This window comes from Streptomyces sp. 17_S59 (genome assembly GCF_056930295.1).
This window is the reverse complement of record NZ_JBXOWD010000001.1, coordinates 5908858-5929979: the sequence shown is the minus strand read 5'-3', so window position 1 is coordinate 5929979 and position 21122 is coordinate 5908858. Positions and strand designations below refer to the sequence as shown.

Annotated in this window: 17 protein-coding genes; 9 read left to right on the top strand and 8 right to left on the bottom strand. The window is 74.1% G+C overall.

The features are described from left to right. Positions 1-2: 2 nt before the first annotated feature. Positions 3-1394 carry a M20/M25/M40 family metallo-hydrolase gene (locus tag AC1Z4A_RS26965; RefSeq protein WP_483682459.1) on the bottom strand — a complete coding sequence of 464 codons (1392 nt, stop codon included), beginning with the start codon at positions 1392-1394 and terminating at the stop codon, positions 3-5. Next, on the bottom strand, positions 1387-2220 hold the full coding sequence (locus AC1Z4A_RS26960) for a M55 family metallopeptidase (protein ID WP_483682458.1): 834 nt from the start codon (positions 2218-2220) through the stop codon (positions 1387-1389). Before AC1Z4A_RS26960 ends, AC1Z4A_RS26965 begins: the two co-directional genes overlap by 8 nt. Before the next feature lie 461 nt (positions 2221-2681). On the opposite strand from AC1Z4A_RS26960, the gene AC1Z4A_RS26955 reads away from it, so the two are divergent. From AC1Z4A_RS26955 to AC1Z4A_RS26925, 7 genes are all read left to right on the top strand, one after another. Continuing rightward, positions 2682-3680 (top strand): NAD(P)-dependent alcohol dehydrogenase, encoded by a 999-nt coding sequence (locus AC1Z4A_RS26955; RefSeq protein ID WP_483682457.1) that lies wholly within the window; start codon positions 2682-2684, stop codon positions 3678-3680. Between the two features lie 96 nt (positions 3681-3776). Next, a complete protein-coding gene (locus tag AC1Z4A_RS26950) occupies positions 3777-4982 on the top strand; it encodes a radical SAM protein (protein WP_483682456.1) in 1206 nt (401 codons plus the stop codon). A gap of 86 nt (positions 4983-5068) precedes the next feature. Next, positions 5069-7186, top strand: coding sequence for a DegT/DnrJ/EryC1/StrS family aminotransferase (locus AC1Z4A_RS26945; RefSeq protein WP_483682455.1), 2118 nt, complete (start codon positions 5069-5071; stop codon positions 7184-7186). Further along, on the top strand, positions 7183-8406 hold the full coding sequence (locus tag AC1Z4A_RS26940) for an aldehyde dehydrogenase family protein (RefSeq protein WP_483682454.1): 1224 nt from the start codon (positions 7183-7185) through the stop codon (positions 8404-8406). The genes AC1Z4A_RS26945 and AC1Z4A_RS26940 overlap by 4 nt, the downstream gene beginning before the upstream one ends. Further along, on the top strand, positions 8403-9542 hold the full coding sequence (locus AC1Z4A_RS26935) for a phenylacetate--CoA ligase family protein (RefSeq protein ID WP_483682453.1): 1140 nt from the start codon (positions 8403-8405) through the stop codon (positions 9540-9542). The genes AC1Z4A_RS26940 and AC1Z4A_RS26935 overlap by 4 nt, the downstream gene beginning before the upstream one ends. Before the next feature lie 30 nt (positions 9543-9572). Further along, the gene (locus tag AC1Z4A_RS26930; RefSeq protein ID WP_483682452.1) at positions 9573-10427 is read left to right on the top strand and encodes a phytanoyl-CoA dioxygenase family protein; all 855 of its coding nucleotides are present in this window, start codon (positions 9573-9575) and stop codon (positions 10425-10427) included. Positions 10428-10496: 69 nt separating this feature from the next. Continuing rightward, the gene (locus AC1Z4A_RS26925) at positions 10497-11681 is read left to right on the top strand and encodes a galactosyltransferase-related protein (RefSeq protein WP_483682451.1); all 1185 of its coding nucleotides are present in this window, start codon (positions 10497-10499) and stop codon (positions 11679-11681) included. Here the strand turns inward: AC1Z4A_RS26925 and AC1Z4A_RS26920 are convergent. The 3 genes from AC1Z4A_RS26920 to AC1Z4A_RS26910 are packed head-to-tail and all read right to left on the bottom strand — an operon-like array spanning position 11662 to position 14984. Further along, positions 11662-12588, bottom strand: coding sequence for a Gfo/Idh/MocA family protein (locus AC1Z4A_RS26920; RefSeq protein ID WP_483682450.1), 927 nt, complete (start codon positions 12586-12588; stop codon positions 11662-11664). The genes AC1Z4A_RS26925 and AC1Z4A_RS26920 overlap by 20 nt on opposite strands. A 22-nt stretch (positions 12589-12610) precedes the next feature. Beyond that, a complete protein-coding gene (locus AC1Z4A_RS26915) occupies positions 12611-13612 on the bottom strand; it encodes a zinc-dependent alcohol dehydrogenase (RefSeq protein WP_483682449.1) in 1002 nt (333 codons plus the stop codon). Next, positions 13599-14984: an MFS transporter gene (locus AC1Z4A_RS26910; RefSeq protein ID WP_483682448.1), complete on the bottom strand. Its 1386-nt coding sequence runs from the start codon at positions 14982-14984 to the stop codon at positions 13599-13601. Before AC1Z4A_RS26910 ends, AC1Z4A_RS26915 begins: the two co-directional genes overlap by 14 nt. A 254-nt stretch (positions 14985-15238) precedes the next feature. Between AC1Z4A_RS26910 and AC1Z4A_RS26905 the strand changes: the two genes are divergently transcribed. Continuing rightward, positions 15239-16756, top strand: a complete 1518-nt coding sequence (locus AC1Z4A_RS26905) for a glycoside hydrolase family 3 protein (RefSeq protein WP_483682447.1) — start codon at positions 15239-15241, stop codon at positions 16754-16756. Positions 16757-16760: 4 nt separating this feature from the next. On the opposite strand, the gene AC1Z4A_RS26900 is transcribed toward AC1Z4A_RS26905, so the two are convergent. Next, on the bottom strand, positions 16761-19151 hold the full coding sequence (locus AC1Z4A_RS26900) for an MFS transporter (protein WP_483682446.1): 2391 nt from the start codon (positions 19149-19151) through the stop codon (positions 16761-16763). Positions 19152-19354: 203 nt separating this feature from the next. Beyond that, positions 19355-19813, bottom strand: coding sequence for an SRPBCC family protein (locus tag AC1Z4A_RS26895; protein WP_483682445.1), 459 nt, complete (start codon positions 19811-19813; stop codon positions 19355-19357). 178 nt (positions 19814-19991) lie between these two features. Here AC1Z4A_RS26895 and AC1Z4A_RS26890 point away from each other — a divergent pair, with 178 nt between their 5' ends. After that, complete coding sequence (locus tag AC1Z4A_RS26890; RefSeq protein ID WP_483682444.1) at positions 19992-20516, top strand: N-acetyltransferase family protein; 525 nt, start codon at positions 19992-19994, stop codon at positions 20514-20516. Here the strand turns inward: AC1Z4A_RS26890 and AC1Z4A_RS26885 are convergent. After that, positions 20486-21115, bottom strand: coding sequence for a HEAT repeat domain-containing protein (locus AC1Z4A_RS26885; RefSeq protein ID WP_483682443.1), 630 nt, complete (start codon positions 21113-21115; stop codon positions 20486-20488). The genes AC1Z4A_RS26890 and AC1Z4A_RS26885 overlap by 31 nt on opposite strands. Positions 21116-21122: the final 7 nt, after the last annotated feature.

Sequence of the window (21122 nt, the reverse complement as noted above, 5' to 3'; positions counted from 1 at the left end):
GGCTACGCCTCCTCGAAACTGCGATCCTGCGGATCGTCCATGATGAAGTGGTCGAGCACGCGGACGCCGAAGTGCAGCGCCTCGACGGGCACGCGCTCGTCGACCCCGTGGAACAGGGCCTGGTAGTCGAAGCCGGGGGGCAGCCTGAGCGGCGAGAAGCCGTAGCAGACGATACCCAGGCGGGAGAAGTACTTGGCGTCCGTGCCGCCGGACATGCAGAACGGCACCACCCGCGCCTCCGGGTCGAACCGCTCCAGAGTCGCGCGCATCCGCGCGAACGCCGGGCTGTCGACGGGCGCCTCGAGCGCGATCTCCCGGTGGTGGTACTCCCAGTCCACGTCGGGCCCGGTCAGCTCGTCCAGGACGGCGCGGAACTCCTCCTCGCCGCCGGGCACGGTCCGGCCGTCGACGAAGGCGGTGGCGGTGCCCGGAATGACATTGACCTTGTAGCCGGCGCTGAGCATGGTCGGGTTGGCGCTGTTGCGCACCGTCGCGGCCACCAGGGCGGCGGATCTGCCGAGCTTGGCCAGCAGGGCGTCCACGTCGAGGTCGCGGGAGTCCATGCAGGCCTCCACGCCGTGCAGCGAGGCCAGTTCGCGCAGCGCGGCCCGGACGGTCGGGGTGAGCCGGACGGGCCAGTCGTGCTCGCCGATCCGGGTGACCGCGGCGGCGAGCCTGACCACCGCGTTGCGCCGGTTCACCTTCGACCCGTGCCCGGCAGTGCCGCGCGCGGTCAGCTTCAGCCACGCGGAGCCGCGCTCGCCCGCGCCCACCGGATAGATCCGCAGCCCGCCGTCGGAGTGGAAGGTGTACGCGCCGGACTCGCCGATGGCCAGCGTGCAGCCCTCGAACAGCGCGGCCTGCTCACCGGCCAGGAACCCGGCGCCGACGGCGGCGTGGTCCTCCTCGTCGGCGGTGAAGGCCAGCACGACGTCACGGGGCGGTCTGACGCCGGCCCGGGCCCAGGCGCGCACGGTCGCCAGGACCATCGCGTTCATGTTCTTTATGTCGACCGCGCCGCGGCCCCACACCACCCCGTCGCGGACCTCGCCCGAGAAGGGGTGCACGGTCCACTCGGCCGGCTCCGCGGGCACCACGTCGAGGTGCCCGTGGACGAGCAGCGCCTCCGCGCCCGGGTCGGTGCCCGCGATGCGGGCGACGACGTTCGTCCGCCCGGGCTCCTGCTCCAGCAGGACCGGCTCGACGCCGGCCTCGGCGAGGCGCTCGGCCACGTACTCGGCGGCGGGGCGCTCGCGGCAGTCGCCGCCGCCCCGGTTGCTGGTGTCGATCCGGATCAGGTCGGAGGTGAAGCGCGTCACCTCCTCGAACGCCTGCTCGTCCAACCGTCCGGCTCTCCCCCGTCCCCCGTTTCCCCCGTCGGCTTCATCAGCCATAGTGCTCCTCCACCGCTGCGGACACGACGGTGGTGACCGCCTTGAAGCAGCGGATTGCCTCGTACATGGTCGGCATGGTGTAGGCGACCAGGCGCTCTCCGGTCTGCTCGACCCCGGGCACCGCCGTGGCGGCGCCCGCCAGGTGCTCGGCGTCGAACTCCAGCTCCATGACGTACGGCCCGCCCCGCACCGGCTCGTACCGCCCGGCCAGTGCGGTGGCCCCCGCGGCCGCCGCCCGGATGGCGGCCGCCGTACGGGCGGGCGGGCGGCACACGGCCGCGTACCGCGAGACGTAGTCCTTCACCGCGACCGAACGGGCGCGGGGCGCATAGCCCTTGGCGTCCTCGCACGTCCGGTCGTCGCCGGTCACCATCACCACCGGGACACCGTATTCGGCGACGACCAGAGAGTTCAGCAACCCCTCGCTGGCCCGCGTGCCGTCCACCCGGACGCCGGTCAGGGAGTTGGCCAGATAGGTGTGGGCCAGCACCCCCTCCGCACCGGCCGCGGCGTGGTAGCCGACGAAGGCGATGCCGTCCACGTCCCCGTGCTGCACCCCCTCGACCATGCTGAGGGTCTTGTGCTTGCCGGTGAGCATTTCCGCTCGTTCGTCCAGCTTCTCCAGCAGCAGATTGCGCATGCTCCAGTGCGCCTCGTTGACGAGGACCGCATCGGCGCCGCCGTCGAAGAACCCGGCGACGGCCGCGTTCACGTCGGAGGTGAACATGTGCCGGCAACGCTCCCACTGCGGCGTGCCGGGCAGCACATCGGCGGGCCAGGTGACGCCGGTGGCGCCCTCCATGTCCGCGGAGATCAGGATCTTCATGTCCCGTCACGCTACGCGACGGGGAATGGACAGACCAGGCCCGGCGCGCCCGCGGTGCCGTCCGCGCCGCCGCCGCGCGTGCGCCGCGGCGCCGCGCCTTCGCAACTCCCGCTCCCGGACGGCTCTTTACCCGGGCAACGGGAAGGCAATACATGGCCGAAACCGGGCTGTGACAACCCCCGGCCCACTGCAAAGATGTACGACGCATCAACACGTCCCACGGTCGATACGATCAACGGCGCACCCGCCATTCGGCACATATGTGCGCGGACATGACAATAGCTCGGGCCCTTTCGCCCTCCGCCCCTCCGCGGAGGCGCGTCCCTTTCGGCCGAGCACCGGAGGCAACACCCCCCTGACCGAGTCCCAGCGGCGCCCCCGTCGGCAGAGATCGGAAGGCTAGGCGAAGTTCTGTGGCAACAACCGTTCATGCATACGCCGCCGCGGCACCCGGATGCCCATTGGAACCGACCACGATCCCGCGCCGGGATCTGCGCGAGCACGATCTGTCGATCGCGATCGCCTACACCGGGATCTGCCACTCCGACGTGCACGAAATCCGCGGGGAGTGGGAGAGCGGAATCTTTCCCATGGTGCCCGGCCACGAGATCGCGGGCATCGTCGAGCGGGTCGGTCCCGGCGTGCGCCGGTTCCGGGTCGGGGACCGGGTAGGGGTCGGCTGTTTCGTCGACTCCTGCCGCAAATGCGGAAGTTGCCGCGACGGGCACGAGCAGTACTGCGCGGAGGGCATGACCCACACGTACAACGGCATCGACCGCGACGGCGAACCCACTTACGGCGGCTACAGCACCCATATCGTCGTCGACGAGAACTACGCCCTTCGCATTCCCGGGGAACTGCCCCTCCACGAGGCCGCGCCCCTGCTGTGCGCCGGGATCACCCTCTATTCGCCGCTGCGGCGCTGGGGGGCCGGTCCCGGGCGGAGGATCGCGGTCCACGGCATGGGGGGCCTCGGGCACATGGGGGTCCGGCTGGCCCGTGCCATGGGCGCCGAGGTCGACGTCCTCAGCAGCTCCCCGGAAAAGCATGCGGACGCCCTGCGGTTCGGCGCCGGCCGTTTCGTCCTCACCGATCCCGCCGTCCTCGGGCAGGAGGAGGGGGGCTACGACCTCGTCGTCAACACCGTCTCCGCGCGGGTCGACCTCAATTCCCTGCTCGGGCTGCTGAGGACCGGCGGCACCCTGGTCGACGTGGGCCTTCCGGGCGAGCCGCTGGCCGTCGACATGGCCTGCCTCGTGCCCGGCCGCAAGCAGCTGGCCGGCTCGATGCTCGGCGGCATCGCCGAGACCCAGGAGATGCTCGGATTCTGCGCCGCGCACCGGCTCGGTGCGGAGGTCGAGATCATCACGGCCGACCGGATCAACGACGCCTACGACCGCGTCGTGGCCGGCGACGTCCGCTACAGATTCGTCGTCGACTGCTCGTCCTTCGCCGCCTGACCGTTCGCCGGAACGCCACCCCGGGAATTCCCGGAACTCCCCGGGCCGCCGCATCCCGTACTCACGAAAATCCCCTACTCGCGAGGGAAAATCACCGTGAAAGAGACCGCAACCCCGCAGGACTACCACGTGGTCGCGCCCAGCAACCGGGCCGGACTGCCCATCGTCAGCCTGGACCAGGCGCACTCGCCCCAGAAGGTCCTCGCCCACGGCGAACTGCTGCGCCGCTTCGTGGAGGGCAAGGAGATCCGGCCGGTGCACATGCGCATCGGCATCATGGGCGCCTGCAACATGCGCTGCAATTTCTGCAATTTCCACTCCCCCAACGAGGACCAGTTCTACGACCTGTTCTCCTTCAAGGACTCCATCTCCAAGGAGAACGCGATCTCGCTGCTCCGGCAGTTCGCGGCGAACGACGGCCGCGCCGTGACCTTCTGCGGCAGCGGCGAGTGCACCATCCACCCGGGCTACGCCGACATCTGCCGGGCGGGGCACGAGGCCGGGCTGCGCATCGGGCTGATCACCAATGGCTCGCGGCTCGGCAGGCCCGCCCTCGCCGACTGCGTGGCCGGGACCCACACCTGGGTGCGGATCGGCCTCAATGCGGGCACGGAGGCCACGTTCAACGACATCACGCGGGACCGGGAACAGACCTTCGCCTCCTTCCTCGGCACGCCCGGCCGGCTGCGCGCCGCGGCCGCCGACCCGGATTTCCGGATCGGCTTCAATTACGTGATCACGGAGCAGAACCACCGGGAGATCATGGAGGCCGCCCGGGTCGCGAAGGAATCCGGCGCCCATTACGTGCGATTCGAGCCCGAGTTCTACAGCGCGCTCGGGCACGAGACCATCGAGTCCGTGCTGCCGCGCGTCTCGGAGGCGCTGTCCGAGGCCGCCCGGCTGTCCGACGACAGCTTCGAGGTCTCGGTCCCCAAGCTCGATCGCGGCCCGATGGACCAGGTCACGGCCGTCGAGGGCGACTTCGACCAGTGCCACTACAGCAGGTTCGTCACCGCCGTCGGCGCCGACGGAAACCTCTACCCCTGCCCCCAGGTGCACCTCAACAGCAGGTACCGCATCGGCAACGTCCTCGAGGAGGGCTACGCCCAGGTGCTGGAGGGCGGGCCGCGCGCCGAATGGGAGGCCTCCAACCCGCTCCGCACGGACCTGTGCAAGTCCTGCTTCTACCGGCCCCAGAACGAGCTGCTGGAACTCCTGCGCCGGGGTCAGATCCGCCTGGACGAGGCGCTCGACGCCTATGCCGTCGAGGTGCCCCGCACCCTCCACGCGGACTTCGTCTGATCCCGCCCCCGTGACCGACCGCACCCCGGCCGGGGTCCCCCGTCCTCCGTGACGGGGTGCGGTCACCCCACCGAGCAAAGGCCCCCATGCAGATCCATCGCCTACGTCAACTCCTCGCCGCCGAGCGGCCCCTGCGCTTCGCCGCCGGTCCGGGTGCCGGACACGCCGAACATACAGCCTGGTCCCGCCGGGTCGCCGCGGTCGTGGACCGCCTGGCCCGCGTCGACGACCGGCCGCTTGCCGTGGCCGGATCCCGCACGAGCGTCCGCGACGGGCTGACGCGTGAGCAGCTGCTGTTCGACAGCCCCGGCCGGGGGCGGTTCCGCGGCACGCTGCTGGCCCCCGCCGGGCCCGGCCCGCTGCCCGCGGTGCTCGTGCTGGGCGGCAGGAACGCCCGGCTCGACGCAATCACCGGCGAGGAGACCCCCGACTTCCCGGACCGCAACCTCGCCGAGCACCTCGCCCGCGCCGGCTTCGTCACCCTGGCCCTCGACCCGGGCATCGACGGCGGGCTGGACGGCAGCCGGCTCGCCGGCCGGGACGAGGCCGGCCTGCTGGCCCACGCCCTCGCGCTGCGCGGCCACTCGCTGCTGGGCGCGCTGACCGGCGACGCGCTCGCCGCCCTGGCCTGGCTCCGCGGCCACGACCGGGTGGACGGCGCCCGCACCGGGCTGTGCGGGCACAGCCTCGGCGGCGCGGTCGCGCTCCACACGGCACTGCTGTCGCCCGATCCGCTGCCGGTCTGCGCGGCGAGCCACCTCGGCGGCTACCCGGCCCTCTTCACCCGTCTCCTGACGGGCCACGAGGGCGCGGCGCTGCCCGGCATCCTGGAGCACGCCGACCTTCCCGACCTCTACGCGGCCCTGGCCCCCGCACCCCTGCACCTCCAGTACGGGACGGCCGACCCCTTCCTCGACCCGGCGGATGCACGGGAGGCCGCGGACACGGTCCGGCGGGCCTATGCCACAGCGGACGCCGCGGACCGCCTGGAGGTGCACGAGCTGCCGATGGGCCACGGCACCGACCCGGCCCTGGCGGCAGGCTGGTTCACCCGCGTCCTGGCCGCCCCCGCGGCGGCCGCGCGCCCGCGCCCCGTACCGGCGCAGCGCCTGCACTTCTCGGCCGGGGACCGGCGGGCCGTGCTGGAGGGCGTGGACGAGGCACTCGTCTCCGGGGCGCTCACGCAGGGACCGCAGGTGGCCCGGTTCGAGGCCCTGAGCCGGGAGTGGACGGGCCGGGAGGGCGTGGCGCTCGGCTCGGGCGCGGCGGCCCTGGAGATCGCACTGCGCATCCTGGAGGTGGCGGGCCGGACGGTCCTGGTGCCGGTCAACACCTTCTTCGCCACGGCGGCGGCCGCGGTGCGGGCCGGTGCACAGGTGCGGTTCGTCGACATGGAGCCGGACGGCCTCGGCATGGACCCGAAGGCGCTGCGCGGCGCCTTCGAGCACTGCCGGGACGTGGCCGCGGTGGTCCCCGTGCACATCGGCGGCATCGTCTCGCCCGCCATGGAGGAGCTGCTGGACGAATGCCGCTCCCGGGGCGTCCCGGTGGTGGAGGACGCGGCCCACGCGCTCGGCAGCAGGCTCGGCTGCCGCCCGGCCGGCAGCCTCGGCCGGTTCGGGGCGTTCTCCTTCTATCCGACGAAGGTGGCCACCAGCGGCGAGGGCGGGCTGCTCACCGGCACCGCGCCGGACGACCTGCGGCAGGCGGAGCGCTGGCGCGACCACGGCCGGAGCGTCCCCGGCGGCACGCTCCACGACCGGCCCGGCGGCAACTGGCGCATGAGCGAGCTGCACGCCGCGCTCGGCAACGCGGACCTCGGCCGCTTCGCGGCCACACTGGCGGCCCGGCGCGAGCTGGCCGCCCGCTACGACGCCCTGCTCACGGACCTGCCGGGCGTGCGCCCGCACGCCGTGCCGGAGGGCGTGGAGAGCAACTTCTACAAGTACCTGGTCCACCTGGACGAGTCCGTGGACCGGTCGGCGCTGAAGGCCCGGCTGCGCGAGCGGCACGGCGTGGCCCTCGCGGGCGAGGTGTACGACACGCTGCTGTGCGACCAGCCGTACTTCCGGCACGTCCCGGCCGAGGAGTACCCGCAGGCACGCCGGTTCGCGGAACGGCACATCGCCCTGCCGGTCTACCCGGCGATGACCGGGGCCGAGCAGCTGCGCGTGGTCGCCGCCCTGCGGAGCGAGCTGTCGTGAGCGCCGCGACGACGGTCCCCGCCTTCCGCAGGGGCGCATGGCACGGCTCCCTGGACAGGGTGCGGCTGCACGGCGACACCGCCCTGGAGCTGGCGCTCGTCCCGGAGGCCGTGGCCGCCGCCGACCGGCGCCGCTGGGACGCGGAGGGGCGGGCGCGGGCCGCGGCCCCCGGGCCCGCCGAGCGGCGGGCGCTGCTCGGCGAAGCCTTGCGGCTCTTCGCCCACGGCACCGTGACCATCGGCGGGTTGGGCCCGCAGAGCGCCGACGGGTTCCGGGCCGCGCTGTGGCGGACGGCGGGGCTTCCCGGGCCGCTCGTGGACCGCTGGTGCCGGCTGCTGCGCGACACCGTGCAGCGGCAGGTGCCGGCGGAGCCCGACGGCGCCCTGGCCCTGGTCTCGCTGCCGGGGAACACCTTCAGCTGTCTCGCCTCCGTCGCCGAGCAGGCCGCCCGCAGCGCCGCGGTGTGGGTGCGGCCCAGCCGCCGGGAGCCGCTGTCCGCCGCGCGTCTGGTGGCGGCGCTGCTGGAGGCGGGGTGGCCCCCGGATCGGCTGGGCCTGTACCCGACCGAACAGCGGGCCCTGCGCGGCCTGCTGCGGCTGACGGACCGGCAGGTCGTCTACGGCGGCGCGGGTCTCGCCGCCGCCGTGCGCGGCGCACCGGAGCTGACGGTGCACGGGCCGGGCCGCGGCTGCGCCCTGATGCCCCCGGGGGCCGGCCTCGCCGAGGCGGTGGACTGGCTGCTCCCGCTGGTCGCGGACGACTCGGGGCGGTTCTGCAGCAATGTGCGCACCGTCGTCTGCCCCGACGGCCCGGAGCGGGCCGAGGCCCTCGCCACGGCCCTGGCCGAGGCGCTGGACGCCGTCCCGGCGGTTCCCTGCGATCCCCGGCGCCCGCTCACCGCCTGCCGGGTGCCGGGCGAGGCGGGCCGCACCGTGCGGCGGATCCGGGAGCGGCTGCGGCCCGGCGACCGCCTGGTCACCCGGCGCCCGGTGGTCGCGCGGGCGGACGGCGACGAGTACCTGGTGCCGTCGCTGGTGCTGCTCGGCAGCCCCGGTGCCGCGGCGGCCGCCGACCCGCATCCCCTCGTCGGCTTCGAGGTCCCGTTCCCGTTCGCGGTCGTCCTGAGCGCGACCCCGGAGGAGGCGGCGGCGATCGCCGCGAACTCGCTTTTCGTCCACCGCCCTTCGGCCGTTCCCGACACCGCAGGAGGAGCACGTTGACCGCACGACAGCACACCACCGGCCCGGCGGACGGCTTCGCGAAGCTCTGGGACGTCATGCGCGACCGGGTCCCCGAGCTGCGGACGGGGCTCGACGAGTGGACCCGGCGGATGATGCGATGGCACTTCTCCCCGGAGACCGGCTCCCCCTTCTGGGTATCCCGGCGCTCCGCCCTCCCCTTCGACCCCGTCCGGGACGTCCAGGGGTTCGCCGACCTCGAGCGGTTCGGGCTGTTCGACAAGGCGGAGCTGCGCGCGGCCAGGGCGCGGGACCTGCGGCCCCGGGGCTACCGGGACCGCCCGTTCCGGGTGTTCGAGACCGGCGGCACCACGGGTGCGCCGTGCCGGATCGTCAACGTCACCCGGCTCGCGTACGACGTCGAGATCTACCGCGCCATGCTGGAGGCCCGGGGCGTCGCGGGCGGGGACGTGCTCGCCATGACGCCCGGCGGACCGCACGCGTACGGGCACTTCGTGGAGGGGCTCGCGGACAGCTGGCACGGGGCCGTGTTCGCCATCGACTTCGACCCGCGCTGGGTGAAGGCCGAGATCCGTGCGACGGGCGGGGCGGAGGCGTACACGGACCACCTGGTCGCCCAGACGGAGGCCCTGCTCGAGGCCGAGCGGCCCGCCTTGCTCTTCACCACGTCGCAGCTGCTGCTCGCCCTGGCCGTGCGGCTGCCCCGCCCGCTCGACGACTACGGCCTGCGCGCCGTGTGCACGGGCGGGACCTCGTGCACCGCCGCGGAGGCGCAGTTCCTCCGGGAGGAGCACCTGGAGGGGGTGCAGTGGATCGACACCTACGGCAACACGCTCGTCGGCCACGCCCTCCAGGCCGACTCCCCGGGGGACGGCCCGGTCCCGGCGGGCGGCCGCTCGTACCATCTCCCGCCGCCCTTCGCGGTGATGAAGGTCGTCGACCCCGAGGACCCCTGGCGCGAGCTGGGGATCGGCGAGCGCGGCCGGGTCCGGGTGACGACGCTCCTGGAGGACCTGTTCCTGCCGAACCTGCTGGAGCGCGACAGCGCGGTCAGGACCGGTCCCCACCCCTGGTTCCCCTGGGACGGCGTGACGGCCGTTGCGCCCTGGCGGTCCGCGGACGAAGAAGCCGGTGACGCCGTCGAGGGCGTGTACTGACGACCATCGAGAATTGCCGAGGAACACCACATGCTGCTGTCTTCCAATGGCGTTTCCCTGCCCTTCGACGACGAGCTGTTCACCCGGCTGCGCGACAGTTCGGGTCTGCTCGGCGACCCGGAGGCGCTCAGAAACCTGCTGCACACCGACGGCTGCCTCTACTTACGGGGCCTGCTGGACCGGTCCGACGTGTTACAGCTGCGGGCGGCCTACTTCGGGCTGTTCGAGGCCGGTTACTTCGCGCCCGGCACCGTCGTACGGGACGGGATCTTCTCGGGCCGGATCCCCGCGGGCCTCCCGGCGTACGGGCTGGCCGGCCACCCCTCCCACACCTTCGTGCGCTCCGAGGTCTTCGGGCGGTTCCTGGACAACCCCGAGCTGGCCAAGCTCTCCGAGGCCCTGCTGGGCGGCAGCACCGAGATGCTGCCCCGCCGGATCCTGCGGCACTTCCACCGGGGTTCCGCGCTCGCCTCCCGCGCCCACGTCGACTACGACTACATGGACCGGGGCTCGGAGCGCGTCCTGACCGCGTGGATACCCGTGGGCGACTGCCCGCCGGCGACGGGCGGCCTGGTCTACCTGGAGAAGTCGCACGCCCTGTCCCCCGAGGAGTACGCGCCGCTGCGGGAACGGACGGACCGGCCGCACGACCGGCGCCCCATCAGCCACGACCTGGCGTACACCGCGCGCCGCCTCAACCGGCGCTGGATGTGGGCCGATTACGAGGCGGGCGACGTCATGGTTCACCTCCCGCACATCATTCATGCATCCTTGGACACGACCACCGACGCCATGCGGGTCTCGATAGACGCCCGGTTCGTGCGGGGCGGCGACGAGCGCGACCCGCGCTGGCTCCGTCCGTGGTCGGCGGACGACGGGGCCTGAGCCCGGCCCGTACCGCCCGCCGCCGCCCCGCCCCGCCGCGCCTTTCCCCCGAAGACAGGAGCCATCGACATGCACGCCCCCCGAGCGACCGGCAGCAGGGCCCTCGCCGACCGGCTGACCGCCCATGCCGTCCTCGCGCACGATCCGGCCGTGCCGCAGATCGCCGCGGACTACTGGGAGTCGAGCGAGGAGCACTACCGCTCCGTGAACGCCCTGCTCTCCGCCTTCCTCGAGCAGCGGCCCGAGGCTGCTTCGCTCTACGCGCGGGTCGCGGCGGACCCGGACGCGGTCGCGGCGCAGCACGAACTGCGCGAAACCCTGGCCGGGTTACTGGACGACGGCCCGTCCGGGGAGCGGGCGCGGCTCGCCGCGGCCGTGGCCGAGGCCGACCGGCACATCTGGATCGACTACCACCTGGGCGACGGGCACGACGGCGGACCCGACGGCGATGACGGCCCCGTGACGTCCGCGAGGCGTGCGGCCCCCAGCCGGGGGCGTACGGACGTCCATGTCGTCATCCCGTTCAGGGACGCGGAGGGCGGCGGGCTGCGCACCCGGAACCTGCTCGCCTGCCTGCGGTCGCTGGGCGACCAGGAGGCCGGTGCCGCCCCCTGGGTGACGGTCGTGGAGACGGATGAGCGGCCGCGCTCGCGCGAGCTGCTCGAACCGCTGGCCGACTCCTATGTCTTCGCGGAGAAGAGCGGCCTGTTCAACAAGTCGTGGGCGGTGAACGTCGGGGTGAAGAGCGCACCGGCCGCCTTCCCCTACACCTGTGTCCTGGACGCGGACATCCTGGTGGACCGTTCCTTCGTCCGCAGGAACACCGAGCGGATCGCCGGGGGCACGCACGGCACGCACCTGCCGTTCCGCTGGTCCCTGTCCCTTGACGAGCCCTCCACCCTGCGGGCCATCCGCATCCGCGACCGGCAGCCCGACGTGCCGCTCGCCGAGCTGCGCGGCCTGCTGCTGCGGGAGCCGCCGGGCGGGTGCGTGTGGACCAGGACCGAGGTGTTCGACCGGGTGGGCGGCTTCGACGAGCGCTACGAGGGGTGGGGCGGCGAGGACGACGACGTGATCGCCCGGCTGTCGGCGGCGGCGCCGGTGGTCCGGTACGAGGACCCGCTGTTCCACCTCAACCACCCGAGGCCCCGGATGGTGCGGGAGGGTGTACCCTTCAACGCCCATATCGAGCCGCTGAGTTGGGCGCCCGAGCGCTATGGCGACCCGCTGAAGTTCACCCCTGCCGGAGCCTGACCGTACGGCCACCGCGCGCGCCGGACAGCCCGGCGGCGGCGAGGACCTCGTCCACGAGGACCGCGTCCGCCACCGGGCAGACGGGCGGGCGGCCCGCCGCGGCCGAGGCGGTGAAGTCGGCGAGGAGCGGCACGTGCGGATTGGCGGGCAGTCCCGAGTCGAGCGGGTCGAGCACGACCGTGCGGTCGTCGTGGTGGAGGACGAGCCGGTCCCGGGCGGGTTCCGGGCTCCACTCGGCGAGGCACTCCGCCTCCGTGCCCGAGGCCCAGCGCAGGCGCAGCCCGGCCCGGCGCTCCGCACCGGCCGGGAACCTCCGGTCCAGCCGGGCGGCCACCTCGTGGGGCCGGCCCAGCAGCATCAGCAGGAGGTCGAGCCGGTGGCTCCCGGCGTCGGCGAGCACGCCGCCTCCGGACACCGCGGGGTCGATGCGCCAGAGCATGGGGTGGGCGGGTCCCGGGTCGAAGGCGCAGCGGAACTCCACCCGTACCGTCCGGGCGCCTTCCAGGTGCTGCCGCAGGGCCGCGGCGGCGGGCCCGAGCCGCCGGTAGTAGGCGACGCCCGCGCAGACGCCGACCGCGGCGGCAGCGGCGGCCAGCCGTGCGCCGCCGCCGGGGTTCAGGGTCCCGGCGAGCGGCTTCTCGACGAGCACGTGCCGGCCGTGCCGCACGGCCTCCAGGGCCTGCGGCACATGGCCGGCGACGGGCGTGGCCACGTACACCGCGTCCACGTCCGCCAGCAGGCGGCCCAGGTCGGCGCCGCTGCGCGGGATGCCGTGCCGCCCGGCGACGCGGGCCGCGCGCTCTGCGTCCCTGCCCCACAGGTGGACGGTCTCCTGGCCGAGCGCCTCCAGGGCGGGCAGCACCCGCCGTCGGACGACGTCCCCGTAGCCGAGCACGCCCCACTTCACCGGCCCGCCCCCGCCGGCCGGGTCACGGCTGGATCGCCACCTTCAGCATCTTCGGGGGCGGGCCGGAGTACGGCGCGTCCTGCCCGTCGGGGAAGAGCATCCGGCTGGCGGAGAGCAGCTCGACGGCCTGCGGGAGTCCGGCGAGGGGCAGCACGTGGGTGAGGATGTCGGACAGGTGCAGCCGGTCCGTCCGTTCGGCTGCGAGCCGTTCGGCGACGGCCATCGCCTGGGCGCGGGCGACGTCGGTGGGCTCGGCGGAGCTGTGCACGCGCAGCCCCTTGCGCTCCCAGGTGACGAGGTCCACGGTGACGCGGGTGTCGACGTGATGGGTGCCGAGCATGACGACCAGGCCGTTCTGCCGCACCATCCGCACACAGGCGTTGAGGGTGGTCGGGGTGCCGACGGCGTCGATCGCGACGTCGAAGCCGTCCCCGGCGGAGGCGAGCGCCTCGGCGCTGCCGTCGACCTGCCGGCAGTCGTCGGCGCCCAGCCGTGCGGACTTCTCCAGCCGCCAGTCGTCGAGGTCGACGGCGGTGACGGAGGACGCGCCGCGGAGCGCGGCCATTTGCAGGGCCATCAGCCCCACCGGCCCCTGGCCCACGACGGCGACCCGGTCGCCGAGCCCGACGCCGCGGGTTGCGTGCACGGCGAGCGGGAGCAGTTGGAGGATCGAGCCCTGCTCGAAGGGGACGGTGTCGGGGAGGGCGCCGACGCTGACCTCGCGGGCGAGCGCGTACTCGGCGTATCCGGTGGTGAGGGGCGTGCGGACGAACACCCGCTGCCCCGGCCGCACTCGGGTGACGCCCGGGCCGGCGGCCTCCACGACGCCGGAGACCTCGTGGCCGAAGCAGCCCTGGGCGCAGTGCTCGCGCAGGCCGTAGTAGTGGTAGTAGGCCAGGTCGCTGCGGTTGCAGACGGTGCAGGACCGGACGCGGACCAGCACCTCCAGCGGGCCCGGCACGGGGACGGGGGCCTCCTCGTTCAGCCGGATGTCCCGGCGGCCGACCAGTTCATAGCGGCGCATGGGCCTTCTCCTCCGCGAGTGGCTCGGTGATTCTTCCGGCGAGTACGCAGGCGATCCCCGCCGTCGCGGCGACCACCGCGAAGACCAGGGCGAAGGCGCCCGCGTCCCGGCCCGCCCCGCTGTGGGCGGCATTGAAGGCGGCGCCGCACAGGCCGATGAGCAGCACGCTGCACAGGCTGTCGGCGAGTTGCAGCGCCGCCGAGTCGGCGCCCTGCCGGTGCGGCTCGGACCGCTCCAGGGTGAGCACGCCGACCCCGGGCAGCAGCAGCCCCATGCCGAAGCCGGCGACGACCAGTCCGGCGGCCGGGGTGGCGGCCGGCAGGGCGTGCAGCACTCCGGCGATCGTCACGGCGGCGGCCGAGAAGTGGACGACGGCGCCGGTCAGCACGATGCGCTCCCGGGTGAGCCGCAGGCCCGGCCGCCCCTGGAGCCAGGAGGCGCCCGCCCAGCTCAGCGCGGCCCCGGCCAGCGACATGCCCGCGGTGGTCGGCGACAGCCGCCGCTCGTTGACCAGCATCAGCGGGACGAAGGACTCGATCGTGAAGTAGGCGCTCGCGGCCACGCCCCGCAGCAGCACCAGGGAGGGAAGTCCGCGGCGGGCGCGCAGCGTCCCCCGGGGCACCAGCGGCCGTACGCTCGCCGCCACGAGCCCCAGGCCGCATGCGGCGAAGGGCAGGGACTTCCACCCCGGGTCCGTACCGGCGTACTGGAGCAGGCCCGCGCCGACGGCCACGGCCACCGCCGCCCGGATCCGGGCGGGCCGGGGCCCGGCCTCGTCCGGCAGGGCGGGGCCGAGGCCCCGCAGCGGCCGGGCGAGCAGCAGCGCGGCTCCCAGGGTCAGAGCGGCGGTGCCGTGGAACACCCAGCGCCAGGAGCCGTGTTCGGTGACGGCGCCGGCGACGGGCGGGCCGAGCATGGAGGGCAGGATCCAGCAGGCCGTGATCAGGGAGAACATCCGGGGCCGCAGCTCCGCGGGGTAGGAGCGGCCCACCACCACGTAGAGGGCGATGGTCGCCGCGCCGCCGCCGACGCCCTGCACGCAGCGGCCCAGCAGAAACGGCAGGATCGACACGGCGGTTCCGGCCAGCACGCTGCCCAGGGCGAAGCACACCAGCCCGGCGTACAGAACGGGTCCGGGCCCCCGCCGGTCCGCGCGGTCCCCGGCGACGACCGTGCCGACGATGCCCGCCGTGAGGAAGCCGCCGAAGGCCAGGGCGTAGAGGGAGAGCCCGTCCAGCTGCTGCACCGCGACGGGCATCGTGGTGCCGAGCGCCAGCTGGGCGAAGGCGACGAGGACGAACGCCGAGCCCACCGCCAGGGTCGTGGCGCGGTACCGGCCGGAGAGGAGGCCGTCCGGGGCCTCGGAGCACATCACATCCTCCAACAGCCGTCGCTTTCCCCAGATTTGATCACTCCGTTGCGAGGCTCGCACGGGCGTCCGACGGGCGTCAACGGGATCACGGTCGAACGGCTGGAAAGCAGTCGCACGATCTTGACACCCCGATTGGTACAGGCCAATCTCCCCTTGCCTACTCGGAATAGCCCCGGCTCGATCCTCTCCCCCTCGCCTCGCATCCCCCTCGAACCGGACCGACCGACAGTTCGCACCATCGGAGGTATCCCGTCATGCCGACCAGCGGCCGCAGCGACGAACTGACCAGACTGGCCAACGCCGTTCTGCAACCCGGCTTCGAGGGGACCGAGGCCCCGGACTGGCTGCGCCGCCGCATCGGCGAGGGGCTGGCCGCGGTCGTCCTCTTCGGCCGGAACATCGCCGGCCCCGAGCAGGTGGCCCGCCTCACCTCCGCCCTCCGTGCGGAGAACCCCGACCTCGTCGTCGCCATCGACGAGGAGGCGGGGGACGTCACCCGGCTGGAGGCGTGGACGGGGGCCTCCCGCCCCGGCAACCTCGCCCTGGGCGCGGTGGACGACGTGGAGCTGACGGAGTCCGTGGCCCGCGACATCGGGCACGAGCTGCGCGCGGCGGGCGTCACCCTCAACTACGCGCCGAGCGCCGACGTCAACTCCAACCCCCTCAACCCCGTGATCGGGGTGCGCTCCTTCGGCGCCACCGCCGATCTGGTCTCCCGGCACACCGCGGCCTGGGTGCGGGGCCTCCAGTCGGCCGGTGTCGCGGCCTGTGCCAAGCACTTCCCGGGCCACGGGGACACCTCCGTGGACTCCCACCACGACCTTCCCCGCATCACCGCGTCCCGGGACGAGCTGGCCGCCACCGCGCTTCCCCCGTTCTCGGCCGCGATGCGGGCCGGGGTGCGTGTGGTGATGACCGGTCATCTCCTGGTCCCCGCCGTCGACCCGGAGCTGCCGGCCACGCTGAGCCGGCGCGTCCTCGTCGACCTGCTGCGCGGAGAGCTGGGCTTCGACGGCCTCGTCGTCACCGACGGCATCGAGATGAGCGCGGTGACGGGCCGCTACGGGATCGACGGGGCCACGGTGCGGGCCGTGGCGGGCGGGGCCGACGCCGTGTGCGTCGGCGGGGAGAGCGCCGACGAGGGCACCGCGGAGCTGCTGGCCGCGGCGCTGGTGGCGGCCGTGCGCGAGGGCACGCTCCCGGAGGCGCGGCTCGCCGAGGCGGCCGGCCGGGTGGCCGCGTTCGCCTCCTGGTCCGGCGAGCTGGCCCGCTCGGGCCCGGCCGCCGCCGCGGAGCCCGGCATCGGGCTGGTGGCGGCCCGCCGGGCGGTCCGGGTCACCTCGCGGCCGAGCGGGGCGCTGCCGCTGCCCGGCGACCCCCACGTCGTGGAGCTGGTCCCCACCTCGACCCTGGCCATCGACCGGCAGACGCCCTGGGGTGTGGCGGAGCCGCTGCGCAGGCTGCGGCCCGGGACGACCTCCGTCCGCCTCACCCAGCAGGAGCTGGCGGCGGGCGAGCCCGCCCTCCGCGGCAGCGCGCTGTCACCGGCCGCCGGGCGGCCGCTGGTCGTCGTGGTCCGGGACGCGGCCCGGCACGCCTGGATGCACCGGGCGCTCCGGCAACTGCTGGCCGACCGCCCGGACGCCGTCGTCGTCGAGATGGGCGTCCCGGGCGAGCCGCTGCCCGGCGCCGTCTACCTGGCGACCCACGGCGCCACCCGGGTCTCGGGCCAGGCCGCCGCCGAACTCCTCGCCGGGGCGGCCCCGCTCTGAACCGTCAGTCGGCGTGGCCCAGTTGCAGGTCCCGCTCGGTGCGGCCGCCGCCCGCGATCTGGAGCACGGTGGCGACGGGCGGGTAGCCCGCGGCGACCACGGTGTACTCGCCCGCGGAGAGGTCCACGAAGCGGAAGGTCCCGTCCGGGCCGGTGATGGCGGAGTCCACGACGTTGCCCGCGGCGTCCAGGAGCGTCACCCGGGCGTCGTCGACGGGCCGTCCGCCGCTCGCGCGGACCGTGCCGCGCAGCACCGCGCCGCCCGCCAGCTCGACGTCCTGGCGGGTCTCGCGGGCGGACTGGACGGTCACCTGGAGGGCGGCGGGCCGGAAGGCCGGGGCGCTGGCGGCGAGGGTGTACTCGCCGGCCACCAACTCCTCGATCACATAGCCCCCTTCGAACCCGGTGCGGGTGGAGGCGACGACCTCGCCGTGCACATTGGTGAGGGTGACCAGGGCCTCGCGCACCGGGGTGCCGTCGGCGGTGCGCACGGTGCCGGCCAGCCGTCCGGCGCCGCCGAGGACGACGTCCAGCTCGACGGGGCGCTCCCCGACGGTGACCGTGACGGCCTGCGGCTGGTGGCCGCCCGCGGCGGCGATGAGGACGTAGCTGCCGGTGCCGGGTGTGCTCAGCGCGTACCGGCCGTCCTCGCCGCTGGCGCCGCGGCCGATCTGGCGGCCCTGGATGTCGATGAGGGTGAGGGCGGCACGGGGGACGGTGGTGCCGTCGTGGTGCTGGACGGCACCGGTGACGGGGATGCCCGCGACGAAGGGCGGCGGCTCGGCCGGCGGGACGGTGCGCGCGGGCGGGACGACGGCCTCGGGGGCGTTGTGGGACACCAGCGGTTTCTCCTTCAGCAGGAAGGCGAGCAAAAAGCCCACGATGAGCACCGGTACGAGGTAGAGGAAGATCCGCGGCATGGCCTCGGCGTAGGCCCGGACGTATCCGTCGCGCAGCGGCGCGGGGAGCGCGTGCACCAGCTGCGGGGTGATGGAGTCCGGGGCCGGGAGGCCGGCGCGGGGCGGCAGTTCGGTCGCCAGGGCGGCGGTGAGGCGGTGGGCGAAGAGGGTGCCGAAGACCGCCGCGCCGACCGAGCCGCCGATCTGCCGGAAGTAGTTGTGGGCGCTGGTGGCGGTGCCGAGGTCGGCGGGGTGGACGGAGTTCTGCACGGCGAGCACGAGGACGGGCAGCGCCAGGCCGATGCCGACGCCGAGGATGGCCATCCAGAGGCTGTAGACCAGCCGTCCGGTCTCGGCGTCGAGGTGGGAGAGCAGGTACATGCCCTCGGCGGAGAGCGCGCCGCCGAGGATGGGCAGGAGCTTGTAATGGCCCGTTCGGCTGATGAGGTTCCCGGAGACGAGCGAGGCCGTGACGATGCCGCCCATCATGGGCAGCATCAGCAGCCCGGACTCGGTGGCGCCCACGCCGTCGACCATCTGGAGGAAGGTCGGCAGGTAGCTGGCGGCGCCGAAGAGCCCGACGCCGGCGACGGCGCCGACGAGGGCGGTGACGGTGAAGACGGAGTCGCGGAAGAGGTGCGGCGGGATGATCGGTTCTGCGGCGAAGTGCTCCACCATGACGAACAGCAGCGCGGTGCCGGCGGCCCCGGCGGCGAGCCCGAGGATGGTGCGGGAGGTCCAGGCGTACTCGGTGCCGCCCCAGGTGGTGAGGAGCACCAGGCAGGCGGAGGAGGCCGTGAGCAGCACCGCCCCGAGCGTGTCGAAGCGGGCCCGGCGCGGCGGCCGGGGCAGCCGGAGGCCGGCGGCGACGACGGCGAGCGTGACGAGGCCGAGGGGCACGTTGACGTAGAAGCACCAGCGCCAGGAGGCGCGGTCGGTGAAGAAGCCGCCGAGGAGCGGCCCGGCGACCGAGGCCAGCCCGTAGGCGGCGCTGATGACGCCCATGTAGCGGCCGCGCTCGCGGGCGGGGACGATGTCCGCGATGATCGCCTGCACCCCGATCAGCAGCCCGCCGGCGCCGATGCCCTGTACCGCGCGGAAGACGACGAGCTGGTCCATGGTGCGGGACCAGCCGGCCAGCCCGGAGCCCACGACGAAGACGACGATCGCGAAGACGAAGACGGCCTTGCGGCCGGAGAGGTCGCCCAGCTTGCCGTAGAGCGGGAGGACGATCGTCGAGGTGAGCAGGTAGGCGGTCACCGCCCAGGACATCCGGTCGAGGCCGTGCAGCTCGCCCACGATCTTCGGCAGGGCGGTGGCCACGACGGTCTGGTCGAGCGCCGCGAGCAGCAGGGCGAGCATCAGACCGGCAAAGACCAGCCGCACCCTGGCCGGGCCCGGCGGGGGCCGCCGGTCGGCCGGGAGGGGTTCGGAGTGGGGCAGGGCGAGCGTGCTGTCGCTCTTCTCCAAGGTGGCCTCGAAGGTGGACCCGCCCACGTAACTACTCCCCTCGTCGCACCTGCAGTTGCCGCCCATTTCTCGCATTACGCGACAACGGCCAGCAAGCGCGACGATTTGCGTGGGAGCGCCGAACGAGGGTTTTTCCCCCGGTCGGAGGGGGTATGAGCGCACCGGCGCGACACCGGGAAAACCACCCGATCCGGTGAGCCCGGACCGGGTTCGCTCGGAGCGGCCCGGGCTCAGCCCGCGCTGGCCCCGCCCTCGGCCTCGGCGGCGAGGCGCGCCAGCACGGCGTCGTAGATGCGGCCGAGGCCCTTGGGCGCGAAGGCCCGCTCGAAGAAGCCGCCGATGCCGCCCGCACCCTGCCAGGTGGTGTTCACGACGACCTTGGACCGGCCCTCGCCGGCCGGGGTGACGGTCCAGGTGGTGACCATGGAGGAGTTGCGGTCCTTCTCCACCAGCTGCCCGCTGGACGGCTCGGAGACCTCCAGCAGGCAGTCGCGGACGCGCTTGCTGGTGGCCTGGAGCTTCCAGTGCACCACCGTGCCCTCGCCGTCGCCGCCCTCGCGCACCTCGTACTCGCTGAAGTGCTCGGGCAGCAGCTTGGCGCGGGTGCCGCTGTAGTCCGCCAGCGCGTCGAAGACGTCCTCCGCGCCCGCCGCGATGGTCCGCTCCGTGGTGGCCTCGACCTGGCCCATGGCTTGTCCTCCGGGACGATGAAAGTGCTGTGCTTGCCGGTTCTGCATGTGTCCGGGTCCGCGTGTGTGCGGCCCAGCCAACCACCAACGCCACACCCGCCCAAATCCGGGGGGCGCACCTTTTGCATACATACTGACGTTCTTCAGCGAGGGGGAACATGCGCGCTAACGTTCCCCCATGGTGTGCATACGGGAGATGACCGAGGCGGACACCGGGCCCGTGGCGGAGATCCGGGTGGCGGGCTGGCGGGTCGCGTACGCGGGGCTCGTGGCGCAGCGCTTCCTGGACACCATGGACACAGCCGCGGACGCCGCCCGGCGCCGGGAACTGCTGGCCAAGGGCGACAGGCAGGTGGTGAACCTGGTCGCGGAGGCGGCGGACGAGGTGGTCGGCTGGGTCTGCTTCGGCCCGAGCCGCGACGCCGACGGGCCGGACGGCACGGCCGAGTTGTACGCGCTCTACCTGAGCCCCGGGCGGATCGGCACCGGCACCGGCCGGGCCCTGTGCGGGGCCGCGGTCGAGGGCGCGGGGAAGCTCGGTTATGCGCGGATGTCCCTGTGGGTGGTGAAGGACAACGCATGCGCCCGCCGGTTCTACGAGCGCGCCGGGTTCGCCCCCGACGGGGCCGAGGATGCCCATGACGTCGACGGCACGCCCGTACCGGAAGTGCGCTACCTGCTGGACCCGCTGCGCACGTCCTGAGGACCGCGCCCCAGCCGGGCCAGGGCCACCACGGCCGCCGGGCGCAGGCGTTCGTGCTCGCGGGCGGCGACGAGCGTCGCCTCGGCGCGGCGGTCGCCGAGCGTGCCCAGTCCCTCGACGCAGGCCCGGGCGACCGGCCAGCAGTGGTCGCGGGCGGCCAGCAGCCGCTCCAGGGTGGCGAGCAGGGCCGGTACGGACTCGGGCGCCCGCAGCTCGGTCAGCAGGCGGACGGGGTGGAGGGCGTAGGCGGTGCGCAGGGGGTTGGTGGCCAGTGCTGCGGCGGCGCGGGCGGTGCGGGGGTCGCGCAGGCGGGCGAGGGCCCGGGCGGCGGTGGCGCAGCGCACGGGCTCGCGGTAGTTGAGGAGGAGCACCAGGGTCTCGAAGGCGCGCCGGTCGCCCTTGACGCCGAGCGCGAAGGCGGCGATCTCGCGGGCCCAGAGCGGCCGTTCGGGCGCGACCAGGACCTCGGCCAGCCGGTCGCGCGCCGCGGGGCCGTCGGTGCGCACGAGGGCGAGCAGCTTTTCGTACGACGAGAACTCGGCCGGGGAGACCAGTTCGGCCCGGACCCGCTTCAGCAGCGCGCGGAATTCCTCTTCCATGTCCCGC

What these genes read in the sequence shown, in the direction of transcription:
- AC1Z4A_RS26965 (WP_483682459.1), bottom strand. Translation starts at nt 1,394, where the DNA reads ATGGCTGATGAAGCCGACGGGGGAAACGGGGGACGGGGGAGAGCCGGA.
- AC1Z4A_RS26960 (WP_483682458.1), bottom strand. Translation starts at nt 2,220, where the DNA reads ATGAAGATCCTGATCTCCGCGGACATGGAGGGCGCCACCGGCGTCACC.
- AC1Z4A_RS26945 (WP_483682455.1), top strand. Translation starts at nt 5,069, where the DNA reads ATGCAGATCCATCGCCTACGTCAACTCCTCGCCGCCGAGCGGCCCCTG.
- AC1Z4A_RS26930 (WP_483682452.1), top strand. Translation starts at nt 9,573, where the DNA reads ATGCTGCTGTCTTCCAATGGCGTTTCCCTGCCCTTCGACGACGAGCTG.
- AC1Z4A_RS26925 (WP_483682451.1), top strand. Translation starts at nt 10,497, where the DNA reads ATGCACGCCCCCCGAGCGACCGGCAGCAGGGCCCTCGCCGACCGGCTG.
- AC1Z4A_RS26915 (WP_483682449.1), bottom strand. Translation starts at nt 13,612, where the DNA reads ATGCGCCGCTATGAACTGGTCGGCCGCCGGGACATCCGGCTGAACGAG.
- AC1Z4A_RS26910 (WP_483682448.1), bottom strand. Translation starts at nt 14,984, where the DNA reads ATGTGCTCCGAGGCCCCGGACGGCCTCCTCTCCGGCCGGTACCGCGCC.
- AC1Z4A_RS26905 (WP_483682447.1), top strand. Translation starts at nt 15,239, where the DNA reads ATGCCGACCAGCGGCCGCAGCGACGAACTGACCAGACTGGCCAACGCC.
- AC1Z4A_RS26895 (WP_483682445.1), bottom strand. Translation starts at nt 19,813, where the DNA reads ATGGGCCAGGTCGAGGCCACCACGGAGCGGACCATCGCGGCGGGCGCG.
- AC1Z4A_RS26890 (WP_483682444.1), top strand. Translation starts at nt 19,992, where the DNA reads ATGGTGTGCATACGGGAGATGACCGAGGCGGACACCGGGCCCGTGGCG.
- AC1Z4A_RS26885 (WP_483682443.1), bottom strand. Translation starts at nt 21,115, where the DNA reads ATGGAAGAGGAATTCCGCGCGCTGCTGAAGCGGGTCCGGGCCGAACTG.